This window comes from Flavicella sp. (assembly GCF_029238425.1).
In the GTDB taxonomy this organism is placed as follows: domain Bacteria; phylum Bacteroidota; class Bacteroidia; order Flavobacteriales; family Flavobacteriaceae; genus Flavicella.
Genome location: NZ_JAQWGB010000013.1, coordinates 13,867 through 34,825, shown reverse-complemented (window position 1 = coordinate 34,825; position 20,959 = coordinate 13,867). Strand labels below are relative to the sequence as shown.

The window sequence follows — 20,959 nt, the reverse complement described above, 5'->3', positions numbered from 1 at the left end:
TAAGTATTGAAAACCCTGTAGAGAAAACCGTTGACCTAGCTCCGGAAGATTATATCATATTTGAGGGAGATACCATTAAAAGCTATACTGCTTATAATTATAGCAAAGCTGGTGTTATTGAAATTGCTGACGAAAACAATTTTGGGATAGATGATTATTATTTTAGTGTCAAAGTAACCACTAAAAATGGAGAGTCTATTAGTTCTGCTACTTTTGAGGATATTTTTCATTTAGGAGTCGGACCGGGATTGGTCACAAATTTATTGTATTCTCCTATTGCACAGAATTTAGTAACAAACACAAATGCTACTACAACTCAACCCTATCTTATTACAGGAAATCCTGATGTAACATTTTCTTTGGCTAGTGACGAAGAAAAATTAGTTATTGACTCACAAACAGGAATCATTCGTTTGCAAGATGATTATACTACTACAGCCAACGACACTATTTACCCTACAGTTGAAGTTACAAGTAATATAAGTCAAGAAATAACTGAATTCCAAGGATCAAGCTTTTTATTTTTAGTAGCTTCTAATAGTCCCGTTGATCTACCGAAGCAAACAAATTATTTTTTCTACCCAACATTACAAGCAGAAAGCAAATTATATGGGTACGAAAAAACCATTCTTAAACCTGGAGATGTAACCGAAGCTAAAACTTGGTTACAAGCTGCTCCTGCTCCACTTGCCGATGAAGAAAGGCCTGACTCTGTAATTGGGAACAAATCTCTTTGGACCAACATGACTGCTGGTGATTGGGAACCACATGAATCATTTATTACCATCAACCCACAAGACTTAACGCAATATAAACTAGGTTACAATCTTGCTACTGTTTTCTATACTAAAAATCAATATGTTGAATATAAAACGGATGGAGGAACACCAACGGAATTGGAAATTTATATTTCTACAAACTATACCGGTGACGATGAAACGTCAACATGGACACAGATAAACGATCAACTTTCTTGTCAAATTAATACAACTTCTGGTACTCCATTTATTGGAACTCCATACCCTGGTGATCAAAAGCTAGGAGATGGTGACCCCGATGGAAGGAAAGATACATCAAGAAATGCAGATGCGAAATGGGTAAGAAATGAATTAAACTTAAATCCATACAAAGATTCTAAAAGCTTTGCTTTAAAATTTAAAATTGTAGCGACCTATACCGGACCAGGGAAACCAAGTTCAGGTTCAAAAGGTAGGCCAGGAAGATACTATGTATCGGATGTACATTTCAAAGCTTCAGAGGAGTAAATCATTTCAAAAAAACTATTCAAATGAAAAATATTATAACATTATTCATAGCTTTTACTTGCTTCTCATTTATTGGGATTGCACAAAAAGCAATCACCGGAAAGGTATCAGATTCGAGTGGGAATCCACTACCTGGAGTATCAATTGTATCCAAAGGAGAAAACAAAGGAACCATTTCAGATTTCGATGGATTCTTTTCTTTAAACGATATCAAAGAAGGAGCAAAACTAACTTTTAGCTATATGGGATTCGAAACCCAAGAAATAGTAATTACAACCAACAATACACTACATATAAAACTTAGAGAGTCTAATGTTAGTTTAGAAGAAGTTGTTGTAGTTGGGTATGGAACTGTTAAAAAGAAAGACTTAACCGGATCGGTAGCATCTATTGACGCCGAAGAATTAGTCAATACTGCAACTACTAATTTCGATCAAGCTTTGGCAGGAAGGGTATCTGGAGTTCAAATTGGCTCGGTAGATGGGACGCCCGGAGAAAGTCTTAATATTGTTATTAGGGGTGGTAACTCCATTACAGGAGATAACTCTCCTCTTTATGTTGTTGACGGAATTCCATTAGAAGACTTTGATCCGGCTAGTATCAGTACCAATGACATCGAAAGTTTCGATATTTTAAAAGACGCTTCAGCAACCGCTATATATGGATCTAGAGCTGCCAACGGTGTAATTATCATTACTACGAAAGAAGGAAGAAGTGATGGAAAAACAGATGTAAAATTCAGCATTGCACATAGTTTACAATGGATTCCAAACAGACTTCAAGTTTTAGGTCCCTATGACTATGTTCTTTACCAAGAACAAATAGCGAGCGCTTTAGACAATTATACCCCTGGACAATATACCAATTACTTCAAAAGAGACTGGGTTGATAAAGAATTGTATCGAAATACAGAAGGTACAAGCTGGCAAGATGAGATTTTTCAATTAGCTGAAACATCCCGTTACAATTTGAGTTTAAGCGGAGGTAACAAAACAACTAAATTATATTTCTCAACAGAGTATCTAGATCAAGAGGGGACTATGATCAATACTGGCTTTAAAAAATATTTGAACAACCTAAAGTTTACGCACAAACTCAATTCAAAAACAACCTTTAATGGTTACCTTCAATACTCACATTTAGACAGAACTGGACCTACCATTTCTGGGAACAAATACACAAGTGTCATTAGAGATGCCGTTCAGTTTAGACCTGTAGAGCCCATTAATGATGATGGATTGGAAGAAGGAGGATACGATTTTGATGATATCAACCAAAGGTATTTATTCAACCCTGTAAAAAACCTTGAAAACACAGATAGGTCAAATCGCTCTGATGTAATTCGTGGTAGTTTGGCCATCACACATAAATTCAAACCAAATTTGTATTTAAGAGTTTCAGGTACTTATCAAGTAGACAACAGAAAGGAAACTTTGTTCTTTGGTTTAGACACACAACAAGGTCGCAGAGGTACAGATCATATTAACGGAACACTTACAACCAGAAGATATCAAACTCTTTCAACTTCCAATACGTTAACTTATAAAAAGAAATTTGGGAAAAATAGTTTTACAGTTTTAGGAGGACTCGAAGCTCAGGCAAGAGATAGTGAATATGCTCGTATGAAAAATTCGGAGATTCCAACAGATTTGTTTGGAATGGCTAAACTAGATTTAGGAACCTCTCCTTCCATCCCGGTAACACAGTTATCTGCCAATACATTACTTTCATATTTCGCAAGAATTAATTACAGCTATAAAAATAAATATTTATTAACGGCAACCTATAGAGCGGATGGTTCTTCTAAGTTCAGTGAAGACAATCGTTGGGGTTACTTCCCGTCTTTTTCTGCCGGATGGAAATTAAGTGACGAAAATTTCATGATGGATCTAGATGCTGTTTCTTTCGCTAAGTTAAGACTTGGTTGGGGAAAAACCGGAAACAACAGAATTGGAGATTATGATGCTTACAGTCAACTGAATGCAAGTGTTTCTAGCGGATACATCTGGGGAACTGGTCAAAATTACACCCCAGGAGCTTATCAAAGTAATTTAGGAGTACCTGATTTACGTTGGGAAACAACAAGTCAGACAAATGCTGGTTTAGATTTAGGTTTTTTCAATCAAAAATTACAAGCCACAGTTGACTACTACAAAAAATCAACATCAGATCTATTATTAAAAGCAGAAATGGCACCACACACAGGTTTTGATAGAGTACAGCAAAATGTAGGAAAGGTTCAAAATGCTGGTTTAGAAATTACTTTAAACTCAGTTAATTTCACGTCGGACAAATTTAGATGGACCTCCTCCTTTAATATTTCATTCAATAAAAATGAAACCATTGCACTTAATGATGGACAGGATGCAATTTTTACAGATCCTGAGTGGAGCAATAGCTATTCTGAATATCAATACATAACAAAAGTAGGTCAACCTGTTGGAATGATGTATGGTTTAGAGTTTGATAGAATTTACCAAGTAGACGACTTCAATTGGGATAATGCCTTACAAACGTATATTTTAAAAGAAGGAATTCCTGATAACGGTACTTTACCTGTTGCTCCCGGAAGTGTTAAGTTTATCGATCAAAATGGAGACGGAACTGTAAACGACCAAGATAGAGTTGTCATAGGAAATCCACATCCAAAACATTTTGGTGGACTTTCTAACACTTTCGAATTTGGAGATTTTGACTTCAACTTTCTTTTACAATGGTCTTATGGTTATGACATATTAAACGCTAACAAAACTGTTTTTGGAGTACCTGAAGCTGGTAGAAGAAATGGATTTCCCGATTTAATCAACGCTTGGTCTCCTACCAATACAGATACAAATGTAGGAACAATAAGATATTCTAATGTTTATGGTGCTGCACCTAAAGGTAATAGAATTGACAACAGGCATATCGAGGATGGATCGTATTTAAAACTGAAGGCCGTATCATTCGGATATAATCTTCCTTCTGTTTTTGCTAAACAGTTAAAATTAAAAAGTTTACGTGTTTTTGTAACAGGTCAAAATTTATTTACATGGACCAATTACTCTGGTTATGACCCAGACGTTTCTGTGGGGAAATTTGGGGCTTTAACTCCAAACTTAGATTACTCAGCTTATCCACAGAGTACGACAATCATGACAGGACTTGATATTATATTTTAATGAAAAATTCAGAAATCTAAAAAATCTAAAAAATGAAAAAATTATATAAAATACTTTTAAGCTTGTTCGCTATAGCAGCGATGAGCTCGGGTTGTTCTGATTTTTTAAATGAAGAGCCTCAATCTACATGGGGTATCAACGACTTTTACTCAAACAGTACCGAAGCAGATATTGCTCTTGCTGGAATCTACTCACAATTTGCGAGCGACCAAGTATACGGTCAAGCCATGTCCATTATCATGGAGTCTGGTACAGATGAAGGTTATTATAACAGAAGATACAACGAAAATTGGACTGTTGGTTTGTACCGACACACAGCAGCAGACAATGATGTTAAAAACTTATGGTCTTATTTATACCAAGTTATAAACCTAAGTAACATATTTATTGAAAAATTAGATCCTGCAGGATTCGAAGATGATGAATTCAACAGATACATTGGTGAGGCTAAATTCTTAAGAGCTCATGCTTTTTCTTTATTAGCTTCTTGGTTTGAAGAGGTTCCAATGCCTTTATCATCTACTCTTGATCAATCTGCCAATCATCTTAAACCTGTTAGTCTTGAGGAATTATATACACAAATTATTGAAGATTATACGTTTGCTTCAGAACATTTACCGTTGATTAGCGATGCTAGTTACATTCCTGGGAGAGCTAATAAAATGGCCGCACATGGATTGATGGCACGTGTTTACTTAAAAATGGCCGGTTATCCTTTACATGACAACTCTAAATACTTAAAAGTTCTAGAGAAGTGTGAAATTGTCATTAACTCTGGAGAACACAGTCTTACTCCTTCTGTTGTTACAACTGACATTGTAGATGGAGAAGAGGTGATAACAATTGTAAGTGACAACTACAGAAAACATTTTCTAAACTATATAGAAAATGTATACGACACACAAGAAACCCTTTTTGAAATTTCTTTTAAATACTTGAGAGAATCAGGGATTGATGCACATGGAAGAATTGGAGGAATCAATGGTCTTGCTTTTAATTATGGAGGAGGAGACGATGGGTATCCTGGTGCATATGCCATGTTTAACACAACTCCTGTGGTAAGAGATTTATTTGTCTCAAATGATGAACTTTTAAGAAAAGCTTGGAATGTGCCAGCAATGCAGTACACTGCGAGTGGAGATGCTAAAGCTGTTACGAGTACACTTGCTTCTAATTATTGCCCTGGTAAATTTCGTCGGTGGGAACCAGCAGATTTTGATGATTTAATTGACTCACCTCCCGCAGGAGAAATAGACCCATATATTTTACTCGAAGCCAACCCAACTCCCAATAGAAATTTTACGGGAATTAATATTCCTGTATTGAGATATGCCGATATTCTGCTAATGCATGCTGAAGCTGACAATGCCCTAAATGGACCTACGGCTTCTGCTATTGGATATTTAGATGAGGTGAGACGACGCGCTGGTTTGGATTATATTCAAAATACGGGAAGAGCCGGAGCTGTTTCGACCCAAGAATTATTTTTTCAAGAAATTGTAGATGAAAGATTACGAGAATTCTGTTTCGAAGGAAGAAGGAAACACGATTTGATTCGTTGGGAATTATTAGGTACAAAATTAGAACTCTTAAATGCGGCCATAATTGGATCGCCTGATTTTAAACCTACCGATGAAAATCATAAAGCTTTTCTAAGATCTGGTGAGTTCTTTGATGCATCAAAACATATGTCACTACCCTACCCTTTACAAGAAGTTAACTTAAATAAATTTTTAGACCAGAAACCTGGTTGGTAACCATTTTCAAACTCATGAAACAAACCTAGTATTTCCTATATTTATTTGAAATCCTAGGTTTTATTGATTTATAAACAAAACATTATGAAATTTAAAATTACCTCCTTATTTATTTTTATTCCGTTTATTTTTATCGCTCAGCATAAAAAACATCCCAATATAGTGTTGATTCTTACAGATCAACATAATGCAAATGCATTAAGTTACATGGGAAATACCAATGTGAGTACTCCTAACCTAGATCAACTTGCAAAAACAGGAATGCATTTTGACAATGCCTATGTGACTTTTCCTTTATGTACCCCTTCAAGATCTAGCATGTTCACGGGAAAAATGCCACATGCGATTGGTGTCAACTCAAACAAAGATGGAGACAACCAAATCATTTCCAATGAAAAACAAAATGTATTAGGTACTGTCTTAAAAAATGTTGGTTATGATTGTGCCTATGGTGGGAAATGGCATGCACATGAAGCTAGCATGTCGGCCGGAAATGGTTTTGAATTTATCGCTCCTATGGGAGATATAGGATTGGCAGAAAAGAGCATCGAATATATTAAATCAAAAAAAAAATCTGAAAATCCTTTTTTCTTAGTAGTGTCATTTGACAACCCTCATAATATTTGTGAGTGGGCTAGGAATGAACCTTTACCGTATGGTAATGTTACTCTACCAAATATTGATGATACTCCTCAACTTCCTGTAAATTTCGAAAAGTCAAAAAGTTTTCCTGAGGTAGTACAGTTGGAACAAAATGCTAACAGAAAAGTATATCCTACCGGTAACTATACCAAGGAAGATTGGAGAAATTACCTATATGCCTATTACCGCCTTGTTGAAAAAGTAGATGTCGAAATTGGAAAAATTATAAAAGCTATAAATCAAAATGACCTTAGAGAAGAAACTTTAATTATATTCACCTCAGATCATGGGGATGGTAATGCTGCCCACGGCTGGAATCAAAAAACAATACTTTTCCAAGAAAGTGTTAAAGTTCCCTTTATAGCAAATCATCTAGGAACTATCAAACCTAGTAAAAAAGCAAATAATACTTTACTTTCAAATGGCCTAGACCTCTACCCTACAATCTGTTCCTATGCTGGTGCAGTTAGAAATAACTTACCTGGTGAAAATTTAAAGCCCATCTTCCTAAACCCTAAAAAAAATATTGAAAGAAATTTTGTTGTTGTGGAAACAAAATTTGAGGGAAAACAAGCTCTTGGAACAATCGGTCGTTCAGTAATAACAAAAAAATACAAATACATACTTTACAACTGGGGAAAAAATAGAGAACAATTATTTAATTTAGAAAAAGACCCCTATGAAATGAATAATTTAGTGAGTTCTAAAAAACATATCAAGGAGTTAGATGGCTTTAGAGATATCCTTCACAACTGGTGTATTGAAAATGAAGATCATAAATTTTTGAAAAAAATAATCCTTCCAAGCAAAAGTAAAATTTCATCGAGTACATTATTTATAACACCATATTAATCTCCTATGAAATCTTTCAAATTCATTTATCTACTTATATTATTTGCATGTGCCTCTCCTTCTATAGAGAATTCAATTGCCCTAACCAGAGAAAATTGGTTGGTTGAACAGCAGGAAGGTGGTTCTGTTTTTTTTACTGAAAAACAGATGGAAATTATTGATGCAGAAGGCTGTACCGTTTGGTATAAAAACAACCTCCAAGCACCAATTCAAATAGATTTTGTGGTGGAGGTTATAGATAAAGGTGGTCCCTATGATCGTGTTTCTGATTTGAATTGTTTTTGGATGGCGAATGACCCAAGTTCTCCTAATGATTTCTTCAAAAACAGTTTAAATAGAAATGGTAAATTCAACAATTACCATAGTTTAACACAGTATTATGTTGGATTTGGAGGACATAACAACACAAAAACGCGCTTTAGAAGATACAATGGTGAACAAAATAGACCGCTCCTACCAGAACATGATTTGAATGGGGAACTTTATCAAATCACTGCCAATAAAAACATTCACATCACCATCAGTATCCACAACAATACAACTATATATAAAAAAGATGGTAAAATAATTTTTAAATATTTTGATACAGATCCATATGCTTCCGGGTATTTCGGATTCCGAACTGTGAACAACCACATGATCATAAAATCGTTCAAAACAACAGCTCTTTAAAAAAACACCTCAGCCCCCTGTATTTGTTGAGATTCACACGATATCCCCCCTGTGGTTGAACACTAATTCCCCCTAAAACAATAGAAGTATTTTAGAACTTGCAATCAGATAACAGAACTAAATACTATTTAATCATTACAATATGAAATATCTAAAATTATCTTTATTGCTAGTCATACCCATTATTCTTAATTCATGTATGGCGACTTCAAAGAAAACAGAAGCCCCAGAAATTGCATCTCAAATAGAGTTCGCAGACAAACAACTATCACTCTTATTAGCTGTTGCAGAACAGGAAAACAATATTCCAAGAACCTTAGATGCCAATGGAAATATGCATTGGATCCATAAAAGATTTGATTGGACGGAAGGTTTTTATCCAGGCTCCAATTGGTATTTATACGAATTGACAAAGAATGAAAAATGGAAAATAGCAGCAGAAAAATTTCAATCAATTTTTGAAAGTCATAAAAACTATACTACAAATCATGATCTTGGTTTTGTATTTAACTGTTCCTATGGAAATGGTTATCGATTGACTGGGAATGAAGAATTCAAAAATGTAATGATTACCGCAGGTAATTCTTTAATTACAAGATTCGATCCAACGGTGGGATGCATCAAAAGTTGGGATGTAGAAAAAGGATGGCAATCCACAAGAGGTTGGAAATTTCCTGTGATCATTGACAATATGATGAATCTAGAATTACTTTTTGAACTTTCTAAAATCACAGGAGACACCAAATATCAAAATGTAGCTATTGCACATGCAGATACCACTTTAAAAAACCATTTTAGAAAAGATAATAGCTCGTATCATGTCATTGATTATGATCCCGAAACAGGTGCAGTAAGAAATAAACATACAGCCCAAGGTTATGCACATGAAAGTTCATGGGCACGTGGTCAAGCTTGGGGTATTTATGGGTATACAGTATGTTACCGCTACACAAAAAACCCAATTTATTTGAAACAGGCTGAAAAAATAGCCAACTTCATTATCAACTATCCTGGTACACCAGAAGACGGGATTCCTTATTGGGATTACAACGCTCCAAATATACCAAACGAGCCTAGAGACGTTTCCGCTGCAGCTGTGACCGTTTCAGCACTAATCGAATTAGATGGCTATTCAAAAGAATCGTATCTTCCTGCTATTAACAAAATCATGAACTCACTAGCCAGTCCAAAATACACTGCAAAATTAGGAGAAAACAAAAACTTTCTTTTGAAGCATTCTGTTGGTAGTATTCCTCACAACAATGAAATTGATGTACCTTTAAATTACGCGGACTATTATTATCTAGAAGCTTTAAGTAGGTATAAAAATTATTCTAAATAAATCAAATGAAAACAAAACACTTATATTTATTTTTCATCACCGTTTTCAGCGTGACTGCACATTATGGGCAAACTTCTCCAACATGGGAAAATTTTGTTACTGCAAAAAAAAATGGAAAAGAGGCAATTCTTCCCGATTTCTCATATGCCGGTTATAAATACAGCGAAGTAGAAATTCCAGATGTCACTTATAAAACATTTGATGTTACCGATTTTGGTGCTGTTCCTTCTGACTCCAAATCGGATAAGGAAGCCATTAAAAAAGCAATTGCAGCAGCTATCAAAAACAGAAAAGGAATTGTTTTTTTTCCGAAAGGCACATATCATATCAATACAGATTCTGATGATCAAAGTCAAATCATCATAAAATCTTCTAACATTATATTTAAAGGAGAAGGAGACGGTGAGAATGGCTCCATCCTTCATTTTATGAATGATTTACCTCCAAAAGACCCTAAAAAAATGTACAGTTGCCCAAGCGCAATTCAAACGAGCGCTGGAGGATCTGATAGGCTATTAACAGAAGTTACCTCCAATGCAAAACGAGAAACTTTCCAATTAAAAGTTAAAGATCCTTCAAAATTAAAAAAAGGAGACTGGATCATTCTTAAACTGATCAACAACGATAAAAAATTGGTGCAAGCCGACAATGCTCCTTTGGAAGTTGAAGATGCATGGAAAACTATTATCAACAAAGGAGTTCAAGTAAACGAACGTCATCAGATAGCTTCCATTAAAGGAAAAACAATTACCTTTTTTGAACCAATTCATTACAACGTTGAGAAAAAACATGGTTGGCAAATTTATAGCTACGCCCATTCTGAAGGCTTAGGATTTGAAAACATGCGCTTTGAAGGGAATTGGGACAAAGAATTTGTACATCATAGATCCGCTGAGGATGATAGTGGTTGGGGAATTCTAAAAATTTCTAGAGCTGTAAATTCTTGGGTAAGAAATTGCACGTTCAAAAACGTAACGAATCCTTTGGGGTTTTCACAAGCAGCATATAGTACTGCTATCAATATTACCATAGAAGGCAACATAGGTCATAGCTCTGTAGATGCAGGGGGTGGTTCTACGGGTATCCTAATTGCGAAAGTAAATGATAAAGCTGGGATGCATCATGCGGTCGGAGTTGGCGGAGGCAGTACCTCTGCGACTGTTATCTGGAGAAGTAAATATCCTGCCCATACTTCTTTTGAATCACATGCCTCTCAGCCAAGATGCACCTTATTTGATAATATTGAAGGTGGATTTTTTGCTGGTCGTGCCGGTGGAGCTCGTCAGAATTTACCAAACCATGGACGTTATTTAGTTCTTTGGAACTACAAACAAACAAGCCCTGCTACTAACGATTTTCGATTTGTAGCAACTGATTCTTGGTATTGGCGAATAGTACCCCCTATTATTGTCGGGTTTCATGGTGAACCAACTACCTTCAATAAAAATGAAGTACAAATTGCAGAAAGTATAGGGAATCCTGTACAACCAGAATCTTTATTTGAAGAACAATTGAAATTAAGACTTGGGAAACTGCCAAACTGGATCCAAAAACATCAATAACCTTAAAATATTTATATCATGAAAAAAATAGTAACACTACTTACCATTGCTGCATTTTCATTTGGAGCGCAAAGTCAAAGTCAAAAATTAATCGTTAAGGAAGATGCCTTTATTCAAGGAGGGAATACAGCTGACACGGCTTTTGGTGAAAGCACACCAAAAAATTTAAGAATTTTCAACTCTAATGCTGATTCTAAATACGCTCGTATCACATATTTAAAATTCGAAACGCCGAAAAAGTTAAAAAGTGTTGATAAAGTAACTCTTCATATTCCCTTAAAAGTATATAAAGACGATAATCAGCCAGAAGCTACATTTAATTTAGAAATCTATGCTGTTGAAAATGATAAGTGGCGTGAACTTTCTATTACTTGGTCTGGTGCTTTAGAATTAGGTGAATTGGTAGCAAGTATGGAAGTTCCTCAGTCGTTGGATGGAAAGAATCAAAAACTAGAAATTGAATTGGATGCAAAAATTGTAAGTCAACTTTTTAATGGTAAAAAAGACAGAAAAATTACTTTGGCATTGGTAAATTCTAATTTCAATAAAATTAGTTCTATGGCCCCATCTAAAGAGCAATCGCCTAAAGTTGCTTCTTATTTGATGATAGAATAAACTCAAATTCCAAAAAACTTTTGAAAAGGATGAGATTACTCATCCTTTTTACTTCAACCCAACTCCTATGTATTTAAAATATTTTTCACTTTTCACACTTACAATTTTAACTTTATCTTGTAGTTCTCAGAAAAAAACAAAGTTAGAGACATCAGATAAAAAGCCTAACGTGTTGATCATATTCCCTGATCAACTACGTCGTTATTCCGCAGGATTTTGGTCAGAAGCCCCTTATAAAGATTTTGTCAAAGGGAAATCTGACCCTGTCGTTACCCCAAACATAGATGGTTTGGCTAAAAACGGAATTGTATTCACTAATGCCATCAGTAATTTTCCATTATGCAGTCCCTATAGAGGAATGCTTATGTCAGGTAGATATCCCGAGCAAAACGGAATATGGAATAACTGTAAAATAGGAAGAAAACACAGCTTAAAAGACGACATTAGCACCATTCCTGATTTGTTTTTAGAAGCAGGTTACAACACCTCCTATTTTGGAAAATGCCATTGGCTAAAAAACGATCCTTTATTTGATAAAAACGGGAATTATGTTGGAACGACAGAAGCCCCTGGAGGCCATCATGTAAATAAATATGATACATATGTACCAAGTGACAAAAGGCATGGAATCGAATACTTTTATCAAGCGTTGAAAGACGAACATTTCAATCCAAGAATTTATTCAAATGATCCGGATGCTATTGAAGGGAAGAAAGATGGGGAATTACATCTACCCAAAATGTTTTCTGCAAAAAATGAGGCTGAAAAAATTATTTCTTATTTACACAATAAAAAATACAGAGATCCAAACAAACCTTTCTGTATGATCTGGTCCATGAATCCACCTCACAATCCATGGGATGATGCCAATACAGATATGGAATCTTTGCATGAACATTATGATACAGACAAATATCCTCATATTGATAAGGACTTAGTGGTTAGAAAAAATGCTGATGTTACTATTGCAAACTATGCAAGACATTATTATGCAAATGTTACAAGCGCTGACAAATATATCGGTTATGTATTAGAAGAATTAAAGAAAACTGGAGAACTAGATAATACTATTGTAATATTTAGCTCCGACCATGGAGAAATGTTAGGAAGTCATGGTTTAACTGGGAAAAACGTTGTCGAATTAGAATCTTTAGCGATCCCTTTTATAGTGCACTGGCCCGAAGGTGTTGATGCAGGTATTTCAGATATAATTATGAGTGTTCCAGATGTTTTACCCACTGTGATGGGATTAGCTGGTATTGATAAAGACATCCCAAATGATATTGAAGGAACCAATTACGCATCCTTACTAACAGCTCCTTCAAAATCTGATCTAAAAAAGCCTGAAGCGGCTCTAATTATGCTTGGCAATTCACGTGGCGTACAGACGAATAGATATACTTTCTGCGTACAAGAAAACAAAAAACCTTGGGATAATAAAAAAGCAACTTCAGTGGCATCCGTTTTCTTTTATGATAATGAAAAAGATCCTTACCAATTGCATCAAATTCTTGCCTCAGAACAACCTGAAGTAACCGATAAACTTCTTACTACTCTGAGTGAGTTATTAAAGAAAACGAATGATCCTTGGTATCAAAACAAAAAATATAGTGACCTAATTCCATATCAATAAAAACTGTTCTCATGAAAATCTGGTTCATTTCAATCTTTTGCATATTTCTTAGTTGTACGAAACCTACAATGGATGGTTTTGAGCCTAGAATTTTAAAAAAATTCAAAAAAGAAGGGATCTCTTCTAATCTACCTGATTACTCCTATGCAGGTTATGAATACGGAGAAACAAACATTCCTATACAAGATGATTTACATGCTTTTAATGTATTGGATTTTGGTGCAATACCGAACGATTCAATTGATGATACTAAAGCGATTAATGCAACCATTGAAGCAGCAGGGAATAATAATGGAGGAATTGTAAAATTCCCCAATGGTACTTTTTTAGTTAATTCTACCCCTAATAAAACTAATATTGTACACATAAACCATAGTAATATTATTCTAAGAGGTGCTGGTTCCTCTAAAACGGGAACGGTCATTTTAAGTGGAAGCCCCACAAATCAGGAGGAAACGGATAGCCCTTGGTTGTCTCCTTTTGTTTTTCATAGTGGTCTAAATTTACATGATACCCATAGTTTTTTTCATGTTGATTCCATGCCTTCGACTACAAATATCACAACAAGCATTCCTAGTAATGCCACACTTATACCCGTAGGTTCAACTGAAAATATTTCAACCGGAGACTATATCATCATTTCTCTTCAAAACACAAGTGCAAATGGAAACTTAATGCACGAATTAATGCAACCTCTAGTATTTGAAGATTTTCAAAAAAGCTATACAGAAGCTGGAAAAGAAAAAGCTAGATCTTTTCAATGGTTAGTGGAAGTGGACCGTATTGTTGATCCTCAAACCCTGTTGATCAAACAACCTACAAGAAGGGAATTAAATAAAAAATTCAATCCCCAGATAACCGTTATACCTATGCTTAAAAATATAGGTGTAGAACATTTTTATTTCAAATCTGCATGGAATGGTAAATACAAACATCATCTAAACAGAGAGATGGATTACGGATGGGGAGCTATCAATTTACATAGAGTCGCAAATGGATGGATTCGAGACATTCACATAGATAATTATACACAAACTACCCATCTTGTGAATAGTAAAAATGTCACCATCGAAAACATCCTTATCACAGGAAAAAAAGGTCATTATTCTCCTAAAATGTATCACTCTTCAGATAACCTTGTGCAAAACATTAATATTCAAAGCCAAATGACACATGGTCCTAGTTTAGAAGGTTGTTCTTTCGGTAATGTTTTTCGAAATATTCAATTCAAATACCCCTCTACGATTGACCTGCATGGAATTGGAAACCCCGGATTTTGTCCACCTATGTACAACTTATTTGAAAACATAACCAATATTGAAAAAATTGCTGGAGGAGGTGCTCCACAAAATTTACCGCATGCTGGAGAATTCAATACTTTTTGGGATATTGAAATGCAAGGTTGGAAAGATGGAAAATACAACGAGCTTTTTTATTCTTGGATCTGGAGAAACCCCGAACAATTTAATAATGAAATGCATATAGATTGTCATAAGCAATACCTTCGAAGTAATGTAGTTGCCATTAGATCCAAAACTCCGAATTGCAGATTAAGCATTGAGCATACCTCAAATAATCGAGAAGATGCTTATATTTATGTAGAGGCTTTAAACATTACTAAAAAAGTAATTCCTTTATACAGTACTCAGTTAGCGATTAGGCTCAGCAAATAAATGTTTTCGAACATTTTTACCCTCCCATAAAGCCAAACTACCCCCCATTTATGCCACGCGTTACTTTTAATTTTATGGATTCAACCTTAATCGAACTAATTAAAAACTAAATGAAAAAAAATAATCTTAAAAATCCTCTAATTATACTCGTTTGTATAAGTGTATTTTTAGCAGACTTTAAAATCTATTCGCAAGATCAATCTTTTGAGACAGCGGAAGTTCCAAATAATTGGTCCGCCTCCTCAGGCTCTTTAACTATATCCGACAAACATTATAAACTTGGTAAAAAATCTTTGCAATGGGACTGGAATGCCAATGATGTTTTAACCGTGTCTAACTTGCATCAAAATGGCTTGGTCAAAGAGGAAGTTTTAGAGTATTATAAAAACATGTTTAGAATGTGGATTTATTCAGAACAAGCTATTGATAATGCAGCTTTTCAATTCGAATTTCAAGACAATAACAATGCCACTCAATTTAACTATGATTTTTATTTAAACTTTACAGGTTGGAGAGCGGCATCAGCAAGTTATAAAAATGAAATGAGTGGAGCCAAAAGTAATGATGATATCAGAACTCTAAAAATCAAAGCTCCCTCTACGGGCAGTGGAACCATGTATTTTGATTACATCGATTATACCATGGACAGAAACACTTCAAGGGCTCCTGATTATCAGTTAACGTTTATAAATGCTAATAATAATGAGCATTGGGGAGATATCGTTTATTTTCAATCTCTACCCAAAACGGTGCCTTTAGATGAAAATCCGACGGAACAGGAAAAAAATGATCTTGCTAAAGTAAAACAAGAATATAATGATTTTATTTTAAGTAACAAACCTGGTACTGATGCTGTAAACACAGCGATTGCGGCATATCAAAGTCTAGAAATCAATTATGCTAATGGCATCACAACAGGGGTCCCAATATATGGAACAGATTATTCCGATAGTCAATCGATTGCTGTTGTGGATGATTTTATTCATGTTTTAGCAAGAGATTACAAGCACAATAACACCAATACAAGTCTAACTTATTTTCTTAATTCCATTCGATATTTATTAGATCAAGGTTATGCAGAAGGTAGTCTAGTAGAAACCATTCATCATATAGGTTATAGATTTAGAAACGTTGCGAAATCTATTCATTTAATGAAATCTGAATTAGAAGATGCAGGGCTTTGGAATGCATCACAAAAAATGGTTGAATGGTATGCTGCTTTAGATATCATTTGGCATCCAACCGCGCATGATAGCAATATGGACGATGCGCTGACAAGATCTCTTCCCTTATTAGGGGCCTGCTTGTACAAATCAACGGAAGCGGAACAAATTCAATATTTAAAAGGATTTAGGAATTACGCTCAAACTTGGCTAACTACCTATGCCAAAGAAAAAACTGGAGTTAAGGTAGATTATACCGGTTTCCATCACAATGTATTTTATCCACAATATGCATTTGGTTCCTACAAAAGTCTTTCTCAAGCGGCAAATTATATTTCAAGTAGCACGTTTGGTATTTCTTCTGAAAAAAGAGACGTTTTCAAAAAAATCCTTTCAGTTGCCAGAGTTGTAATGTCAAAAGATAACTTTAGCAATTCTCTTTCAGGAAGATCTCCTTTGAATGATATTTCTATCACTAGTGCCTATAAACACCTTGGTCTGATAGCCCCGGTTGATGAACAATTGGTTGCTGCATACAATTATATAGAAGGATCCGATAGCGATACAAATTCTTACCCAGCAGAAACACCACCAAACGGATTTTGGCAGATTAACTTTTCTAATTTAGGAGTATATCGACAAGACAATTGGGTGGCAGATATAAAGGGGTTCAACAAATATTTTTGGGGGACTGAAATTTACACCAAAGACAATCGATACGGACGCTACCAAAGCTATGGAGCCGTGGAAATTATGTATCCAGGAGGACATGTAAATTCTGGATTTGATATCAACGGATGGAATTGGAATATGCCTCCCGGAACTACTAGTATTCACATGTCTTGGAACGACTTAAAAGCTGCCATAAACAGACAAGATGAAAAAACAGATTCTAATTTTTCTGCGAGTTTAAGATTCGGCTCTAAAGCAAATTATTATGTGGACAATAAATTAGAGGGAAACATCGGTATCTTTGGAATGGATTTTACCCAGAAGGATGTATTAGAGGGTAAAAAAGATGTTACATCAACATACAATACTACTTTTACCTTTAAAAAGTCTACTTTTTGTTTTGGTGGAAAAATCATTTGTCTGGGTTCCAATATAAACAACAACGATAATAGTAATATCACAGCTACAAACCTGTTTCAAAACAAATTAAATAACACTAGTACTCCTATTTTCATTGATAATAATAACACAACTACATTCCCATACGCACCTTCTCCATTATCTTCAGAAAACAATCATTGGATATTAGATACTTTTAACACAGGGTATTATATCAAAAAAGGAGGTGAAATTGTAATTGAAAGAAAAGCACAATCTTCCCCAATGGAAGATGGTCAAGAAACCCCGGATAATACTCCAATAATGACCACCGGTAATTTTGCTTCGGCTTATATCAATCACAGTACAGCACCAACAGATCAAGGATATGAATATGTTATCATTCCTGGAACAACTGCCGCTGATATGGAAAGTTTCTCAAATGAAATGGAAAAAGAAACTCCTTTTTTCTATGAGGTCATTCAAAAAGATGCAACTGCCCATATTGTAAAATACAATTCAAAATATGGATATGTGTTATTTCAAAACGGAGCATATGGAACTACAACTCCCATAAAAAGTAATGACACTCCTTGTCTTGTGATCACAGAATCCGCTGGAAACAATCTAAATTTATCAATGGTACAACCCGATTTAAATTTCGCGAACGATAATGGCGCCAGTCAGTCAATTACGACCAGCTTGGTACTAAATGGAGATTGGACTTTAAACACAGCTTCTGGAGGAAATGTACAAATAACAGCAGGTGTGAATGAAACAATCCTACAAGTAGATTTAAAAGATGGACTACCTGTGGATATTGAATTGTATTCAGGTGTATACAACCCATATTACCCTTCTTTCTTTTATGAGGACTTTAGATACAACAGTGGTAATAGAGGATTTGATGTGCAGATTGTAAAAAACACCGATGGGCAATTAGAATCAAATCTTGGAAAAACCATTTCAGATATTGTTGATTATAATGATTCTAATGGAGAGTTTGATGAAGCGAGACCAACTGTTCGTATTCCGACTAACGAAAACAGGGACCAAAAAGCGATTTCTATTGTTGGGACAACTTCAAGTCAAAATTACGAATTGGAGGTATGGATTCCGTTAACTTCTGTGGATCTTTCAAGTAAAAACCCTTATATTGATGAGAATGATACCAAAAAATATATTTCATTTTGGACGGAATCTAGATATGCAAATGGAGGCACCTCCTCGTTATCCGTCTTAACCTCCACTGATTATATTGATGATGTAACCACTGCAACTTGGACAGACGTTACCAATCAACTTGGTAATATTGCAAATAATGATAATCAAGACAATCTTGTTTATTTAAAATCTCTATTAGATATTTCTACTATCAATAGTTCTAATTTTACCTTGGCATTTAAATACCAAAGTAATAACACTGCTCATTCATCTAGCAATAGAAATGGAATATTCTATATCTCTGATGTGAACTTTTTTAATAGTTCGGAAAACTTAAGTGCTAAGGATGTAATCTTGGAAAATCCCCTTATCATTTATCCTAATCCAACTAATTCTTTTATCAATTTAATGGTAAATGAATCAAACAATAAGGTTGCTATGGTAGAACTGTTCAATAGCTTGGGTCAAAAAGTATATCAGCAGAAATCAGCAAGACCTATTGACACAAAAAACTTCAAAAATGGTGTTTACTATATTACCGTACACCTCTCCAATGGTTCTATTATGACAAAAAAGATTGTCATTAACTAATTTCAAAAAAGCCTCATTAAAAGACATCCGTTTTTATGAGGCTTTTTTTTTGATTCGAACAATTCACCCCTCAAAAAGGAAGAATAACTCCCCTATCCGCTGTACTTAATTGAAATAATTTTACATCACATTAACCAATTAAGAACAACAATTATGAGAAAAATTACTTTAAACACAATTCTATTTTTTAGCCTCGGATTAATTTCCTTTCTGGCTAATTCTCAAACTTCATTTTATTATGAAGATTTTAGATATGAAAATGAAGGTAGAGGTTTTACAATACAAATTGTAACAAATGTAGGTCAAACCGTTGCTGATATCGGTAAAAGAGTTGGTGACATACCGGATGCGAGTGATACGGATCCTATATTCACTTCTAGACCAGCAGATAGAATTCCAGAAGGCTCTGCTAGAGACCAACGAACTATTTCATTTAAAAATGTAACAGGAAGTCCTGCTGATACGAACCATGAAATTGAAGCTTGGGCTTTGATGACTTCACAAGATCTAACAAGTATCAATGCACCAAGTGTTTCTTTTAGAACTCAACAGAGGTATGCCATTGGAGGCAACTCAAGCCTTACTATATGGGTTTCTACAAATTACACTCATGGTAATGCTCCTAATACGGCAACATGGACTGATGAGACCTCCAATATTACTGGCGAAATTGCTACCGCAGGATTAAAAGGAGAAACTTTCGTGTTAGGTGAACTAGATCTTTCTTCTTACACCAGTAGTTCTAATGTAACTGTAGCTTTTAAAAATGTAAGCGACAATTCTACTTTTGTTTCAGATGTTAATACGCATGGAACTTTTTATGTTGCTGATGTTAATTTTCAATTGACACCCGTTGATGTAATTCCTGGAAGTATCACATTAAATACTAACGGTTCTGGACAAACTGCAATTTTTGATGAACCATATGCTAGCTCTGGAGACAACAACACAAACTTTAATCCAAGATATTTCGATCGTTTATTTGCTCTAGAAAGCTATGCTACAAGATTTATTTCTGGACAGACCATACCTGTGGAGGAAGGTCCTGTTTTTAAAGTTTCGGACGCCTACAATCCAGTAATTGTTTCAGAAATTAAATATACCGTAAGAAATGCAGCAAAATCTGGTGTTGATCCAACATCTTGGAAAATAGAAGCTAGTAATGATGAAGCAAGTTGGACAGATGTTGGTGGAGGAGCATTTACCCCAACTCAAGATTCAGCTAGTGATGCAGCGGAACAAATTAGAGCCGTTAACACAAGTAACGTACCTTACAGATATTACCGAATGGTTTTAGCATCAGAATTAACTGCAGCGAACAATACCGGTTTCATCGAATTCCAAGAAGCAAATTTTACAACAATAGAAGCTACTGCCAATACTGTAAGTGAAAAACTTAATACAAAAATCACCATTTACCCTAACCCCGTAAGCTCTATTTTAAACATTCAAGAAAGTTCAGTAGAATCTATAAATAGTATCCGATTGATAGACATGACTGGTAAAACCATTTTTGAAGATAAATACAGAAAGTCTATTGATGTTTCAAATTTCAAAAAAGGAATATACATTCTACAATTAACATTATCGAATGGAAAAATTTCCTCTGAACGAATTGTGATCAATTAAAAAATAAAACGACCTCTCTTATGAAGCTCCTTGATTTTTATCAAGGAGTTTTTTATTTTAGTGATCAAACAGATTCTTTCCAACCCCATAGATTCCAAAACATTAACATTATTTAGAACAATTCGCCCCCTTAGTATGAACAATTCATCCCTCATCATAATTTTAATAATGCATTAACTTTATAGAAC

At 34.9% G+C, this 20,959-nt stretch carries 12 protein-coding genes; all 12 read left to right on the top strand.

What is annotated here, in order from left to right:
* Positions 1 to 1,265, top strand: a 1,265-nt coding sequence (locus tag P8H68_RS00680; protein WP_300320293.1) for a hypothetical protein, incomplete at its 5' end; no start/stop codon positions are given.
* 23 nt (positions 1,266 to 1,288) lie between these two features.
* The gene (locus tag P8H68_RS00675; RefSeq protein ID WP_300320291.1) at positions 1,289 to 4,426 is read left to right on the top strand and encodes a TonB-dependent receptor; all 3,138 of its coding nucleotides are present in this window, start codon (positions 1,289 to 1,291) and stop codon (positions 4,424 to 4,426) included.
* Between the two features lie 32 nt (positions 4,427 to 4,458).
* Positions 4,459 to 6,183: a RagB/SusD family nutrient uptake outer membrane protein gene (locus tag P8H68_RS00670; RefSeq protein ID WP_300320288.1), complete on the top strand. Its 1,725-nt coding sequence runs from the start codon at positions 4,459 to 4,461 to the stop codon at positions 6,181 to 6,183.
* An 84-nt stretch (positions 6,184 to 6,267) separates the two neighbouring features.
* The gene (locus P8H68_RS00665) at positions 6,268 to 7,677 is read left to right on the top strand and encodes a sulfatase-like hydrolase/transferase (protein WP_300320285.1); all 1,410 of its coding nucleotides are present in this window, start codon (positions 6,268 to 6,270) and stop codon (positions 7,675 to 7,677) included.
* 6 nt (positions 7,678 to 7,683) lie between these two features.
* On the top strand, positions 7,684 to 8,349 hold the full coding sequence (locus P8H68_RS00660; RefSeq protein ID WP_300320283.1) for a DUF6250 domain-containing protein: 666 nt from the start codon (positions 7,684 to 7,686) through the stop codon (positions 8,347 to 8,349).
* 142 nt (positions 8,350 to 8,491) lie between these two features.
* Positions 8,492 to 9,691: a glycoside hydrolase family 88 protein gene (locus P8H68_RS00655; RefSeq protein WP_300320281.1), complete on the top strand. Its 1,200-nt coding sequence runs from the start codon at positions 8,492 to 8,494 to the stop codon at positions 9,689 to 9,691.
* A 5-nt stretch (positions 9,692 to 9,696) separates the two neighbouring features.
* Complete coding sequence (locus tag P8H68_RS00650; RefSeq protein WP_300320278.1) at positions 9,697 to 11,253, top strand: DUF4955 domain-containing protein; 1,557 nt, start codon at positions 9,697 to 9,699, stop codon at positions 11,251 to 11,253.
* Between the two features lie 18 nt (positions 11,254 to 11,271).
* Complete coding sequence (locus tag P8H68_RS00645) at positions 11,272 to 11,868, top strand: DNRLRE domain-containing protein (RefSeq protein ID WP_300320275.1); 597 nt, start codon at positions 11,272 to 11,274, stop codon at positions 11,866 to 11,868.
* Positions 11,869 to 11,935: 67 nt separating this feature from the next.
* Positions 11,936 to 13,501, top strand: coding sequence for a sulfatase (locus P8H68_RS00640; protein ID WP_300320273.1), 1,566 nt, complete (start codon positions 11,936 to 11,938; stop codon positions 13,499 to 13,501).
* An 11-nt stretch (positions 13,502 to 13,512) separates the two neighbouring features.
* The gene (locus tag P8H68_RS00635) at positions 13,513 to 15,174 is read left to right on the top strand and encodes a glycosyl hydrolase family 28-related protein (protein ID WP_300320270.1); all 1,662 of its coding nucleotides are present in this window, start codon (positions 13,513 to 13,515) and stop codon (positions 15,172 to 15,174) included.
* A 110-nt stretch (positions 15,175 to 15,284) separates the two neighbouring features.
* Positions 15,285 to 19,142, top strand: a complete 3,858-nt coding sequence (locus P8H68_RS00630) for a chondroitinase family polysaccharide lyase (protein WP_300320267.1) — start codon at positions 15,285 to 15,287, stop codon at positions 19,140 to 19,142.
* Positions 19,143 to 19,295: 153 nt separating this feature from the next.
* The gene (locus P8H68_RS00625) at positions 19,296 to 20,771 is read left to right on the top strand and encodes a T9SS type A sorting domain-containing protein (protein WP_300320264.1); all 1,476 of its coding nucleotides are present in this window, start codon (positions 19,296 to 19,298) and stop codon (positions 20,769 to 20,771) included.
* Positions 20,772 to 20,959 lie beyond the last annotated feature (188 nt).

Bases quoted from the DNA above. Each gene is read 5' to 3' on its own strand.
- P8H68_RS00635 (WP_300320270.1), top strand. From the start codon at position 13,513: ATGAAAATCTGGTTCATTTCAATCTTTTGCATATTTCTTAGTTGTACG.
- P8H68_RS00630 (WP_300320267.1), top strand. From the start codon at position 15,285: ATGAAAAAAAATAATCTTAAAAATCCTCTAATTATACTCGTTTGTATA.
- P8H68_RS00665 (WP_300320285.1), top strand. From the start codon at position 6,268: ATGAAATTTAAAATTACCTCCTTATTTATTTTTATTCCGTTTATTTTT.
- P8H68_RS00650 (WP_300320278.1), top strand. From the start codon at position 9,697: ATGAAAACAAAACACTTATATTTATTTTTCATCACCGTTTTCAGCGTG.
- P8H68_RS00645 (WP_300320275.1), top strand. From the start codon at position 11,272: ATGAAAAAAATAGTAACACTACTTACCATTGCTGCATTTTCATTTGGA.
- P8H68_RS00660 (WP_300320283.1), top strand. From the start codon at position 7,684: ATGAAATCTTTCAAATTCATTTATCTACTTATATTATTTGCATGTGCC.
- P8H68_RS00655 (WP_300320281.1), top strand. From the start codon at position 8,492: ATGAAATATCTAAAATTATCTTTATTGCTAGTCATACCCATTATTCTT.
- P8H68_RS00640 (WP_300320273.1), top strand. From the start codon at position 11,936: ATGTATTTAAAATATTTTTCACTTTTCACACTTACAATTTTAACTTTA.
- P8H68_RS00675 (WP_300320291.1), top strand. From the start codon at position 1,289: ATGAAAAATATTATAACATTATTCATAGCTTTTACTTGCTTCTCATTT.
- P8H68_RS00625 (WP_300320264.1), top strand. From the start codon at position 19,296: ATGAGAAAAATTACTTTAAACACAATTCTATTTTTTAGCCTCGGATTA.
- P8H68_RS00670 (WP_300320288.1), top strand. From the start codon at position 4,459: ATGAAAAAATTATATAAAATACTTTTAAGCTTGTTCGCTATAGCAGCG.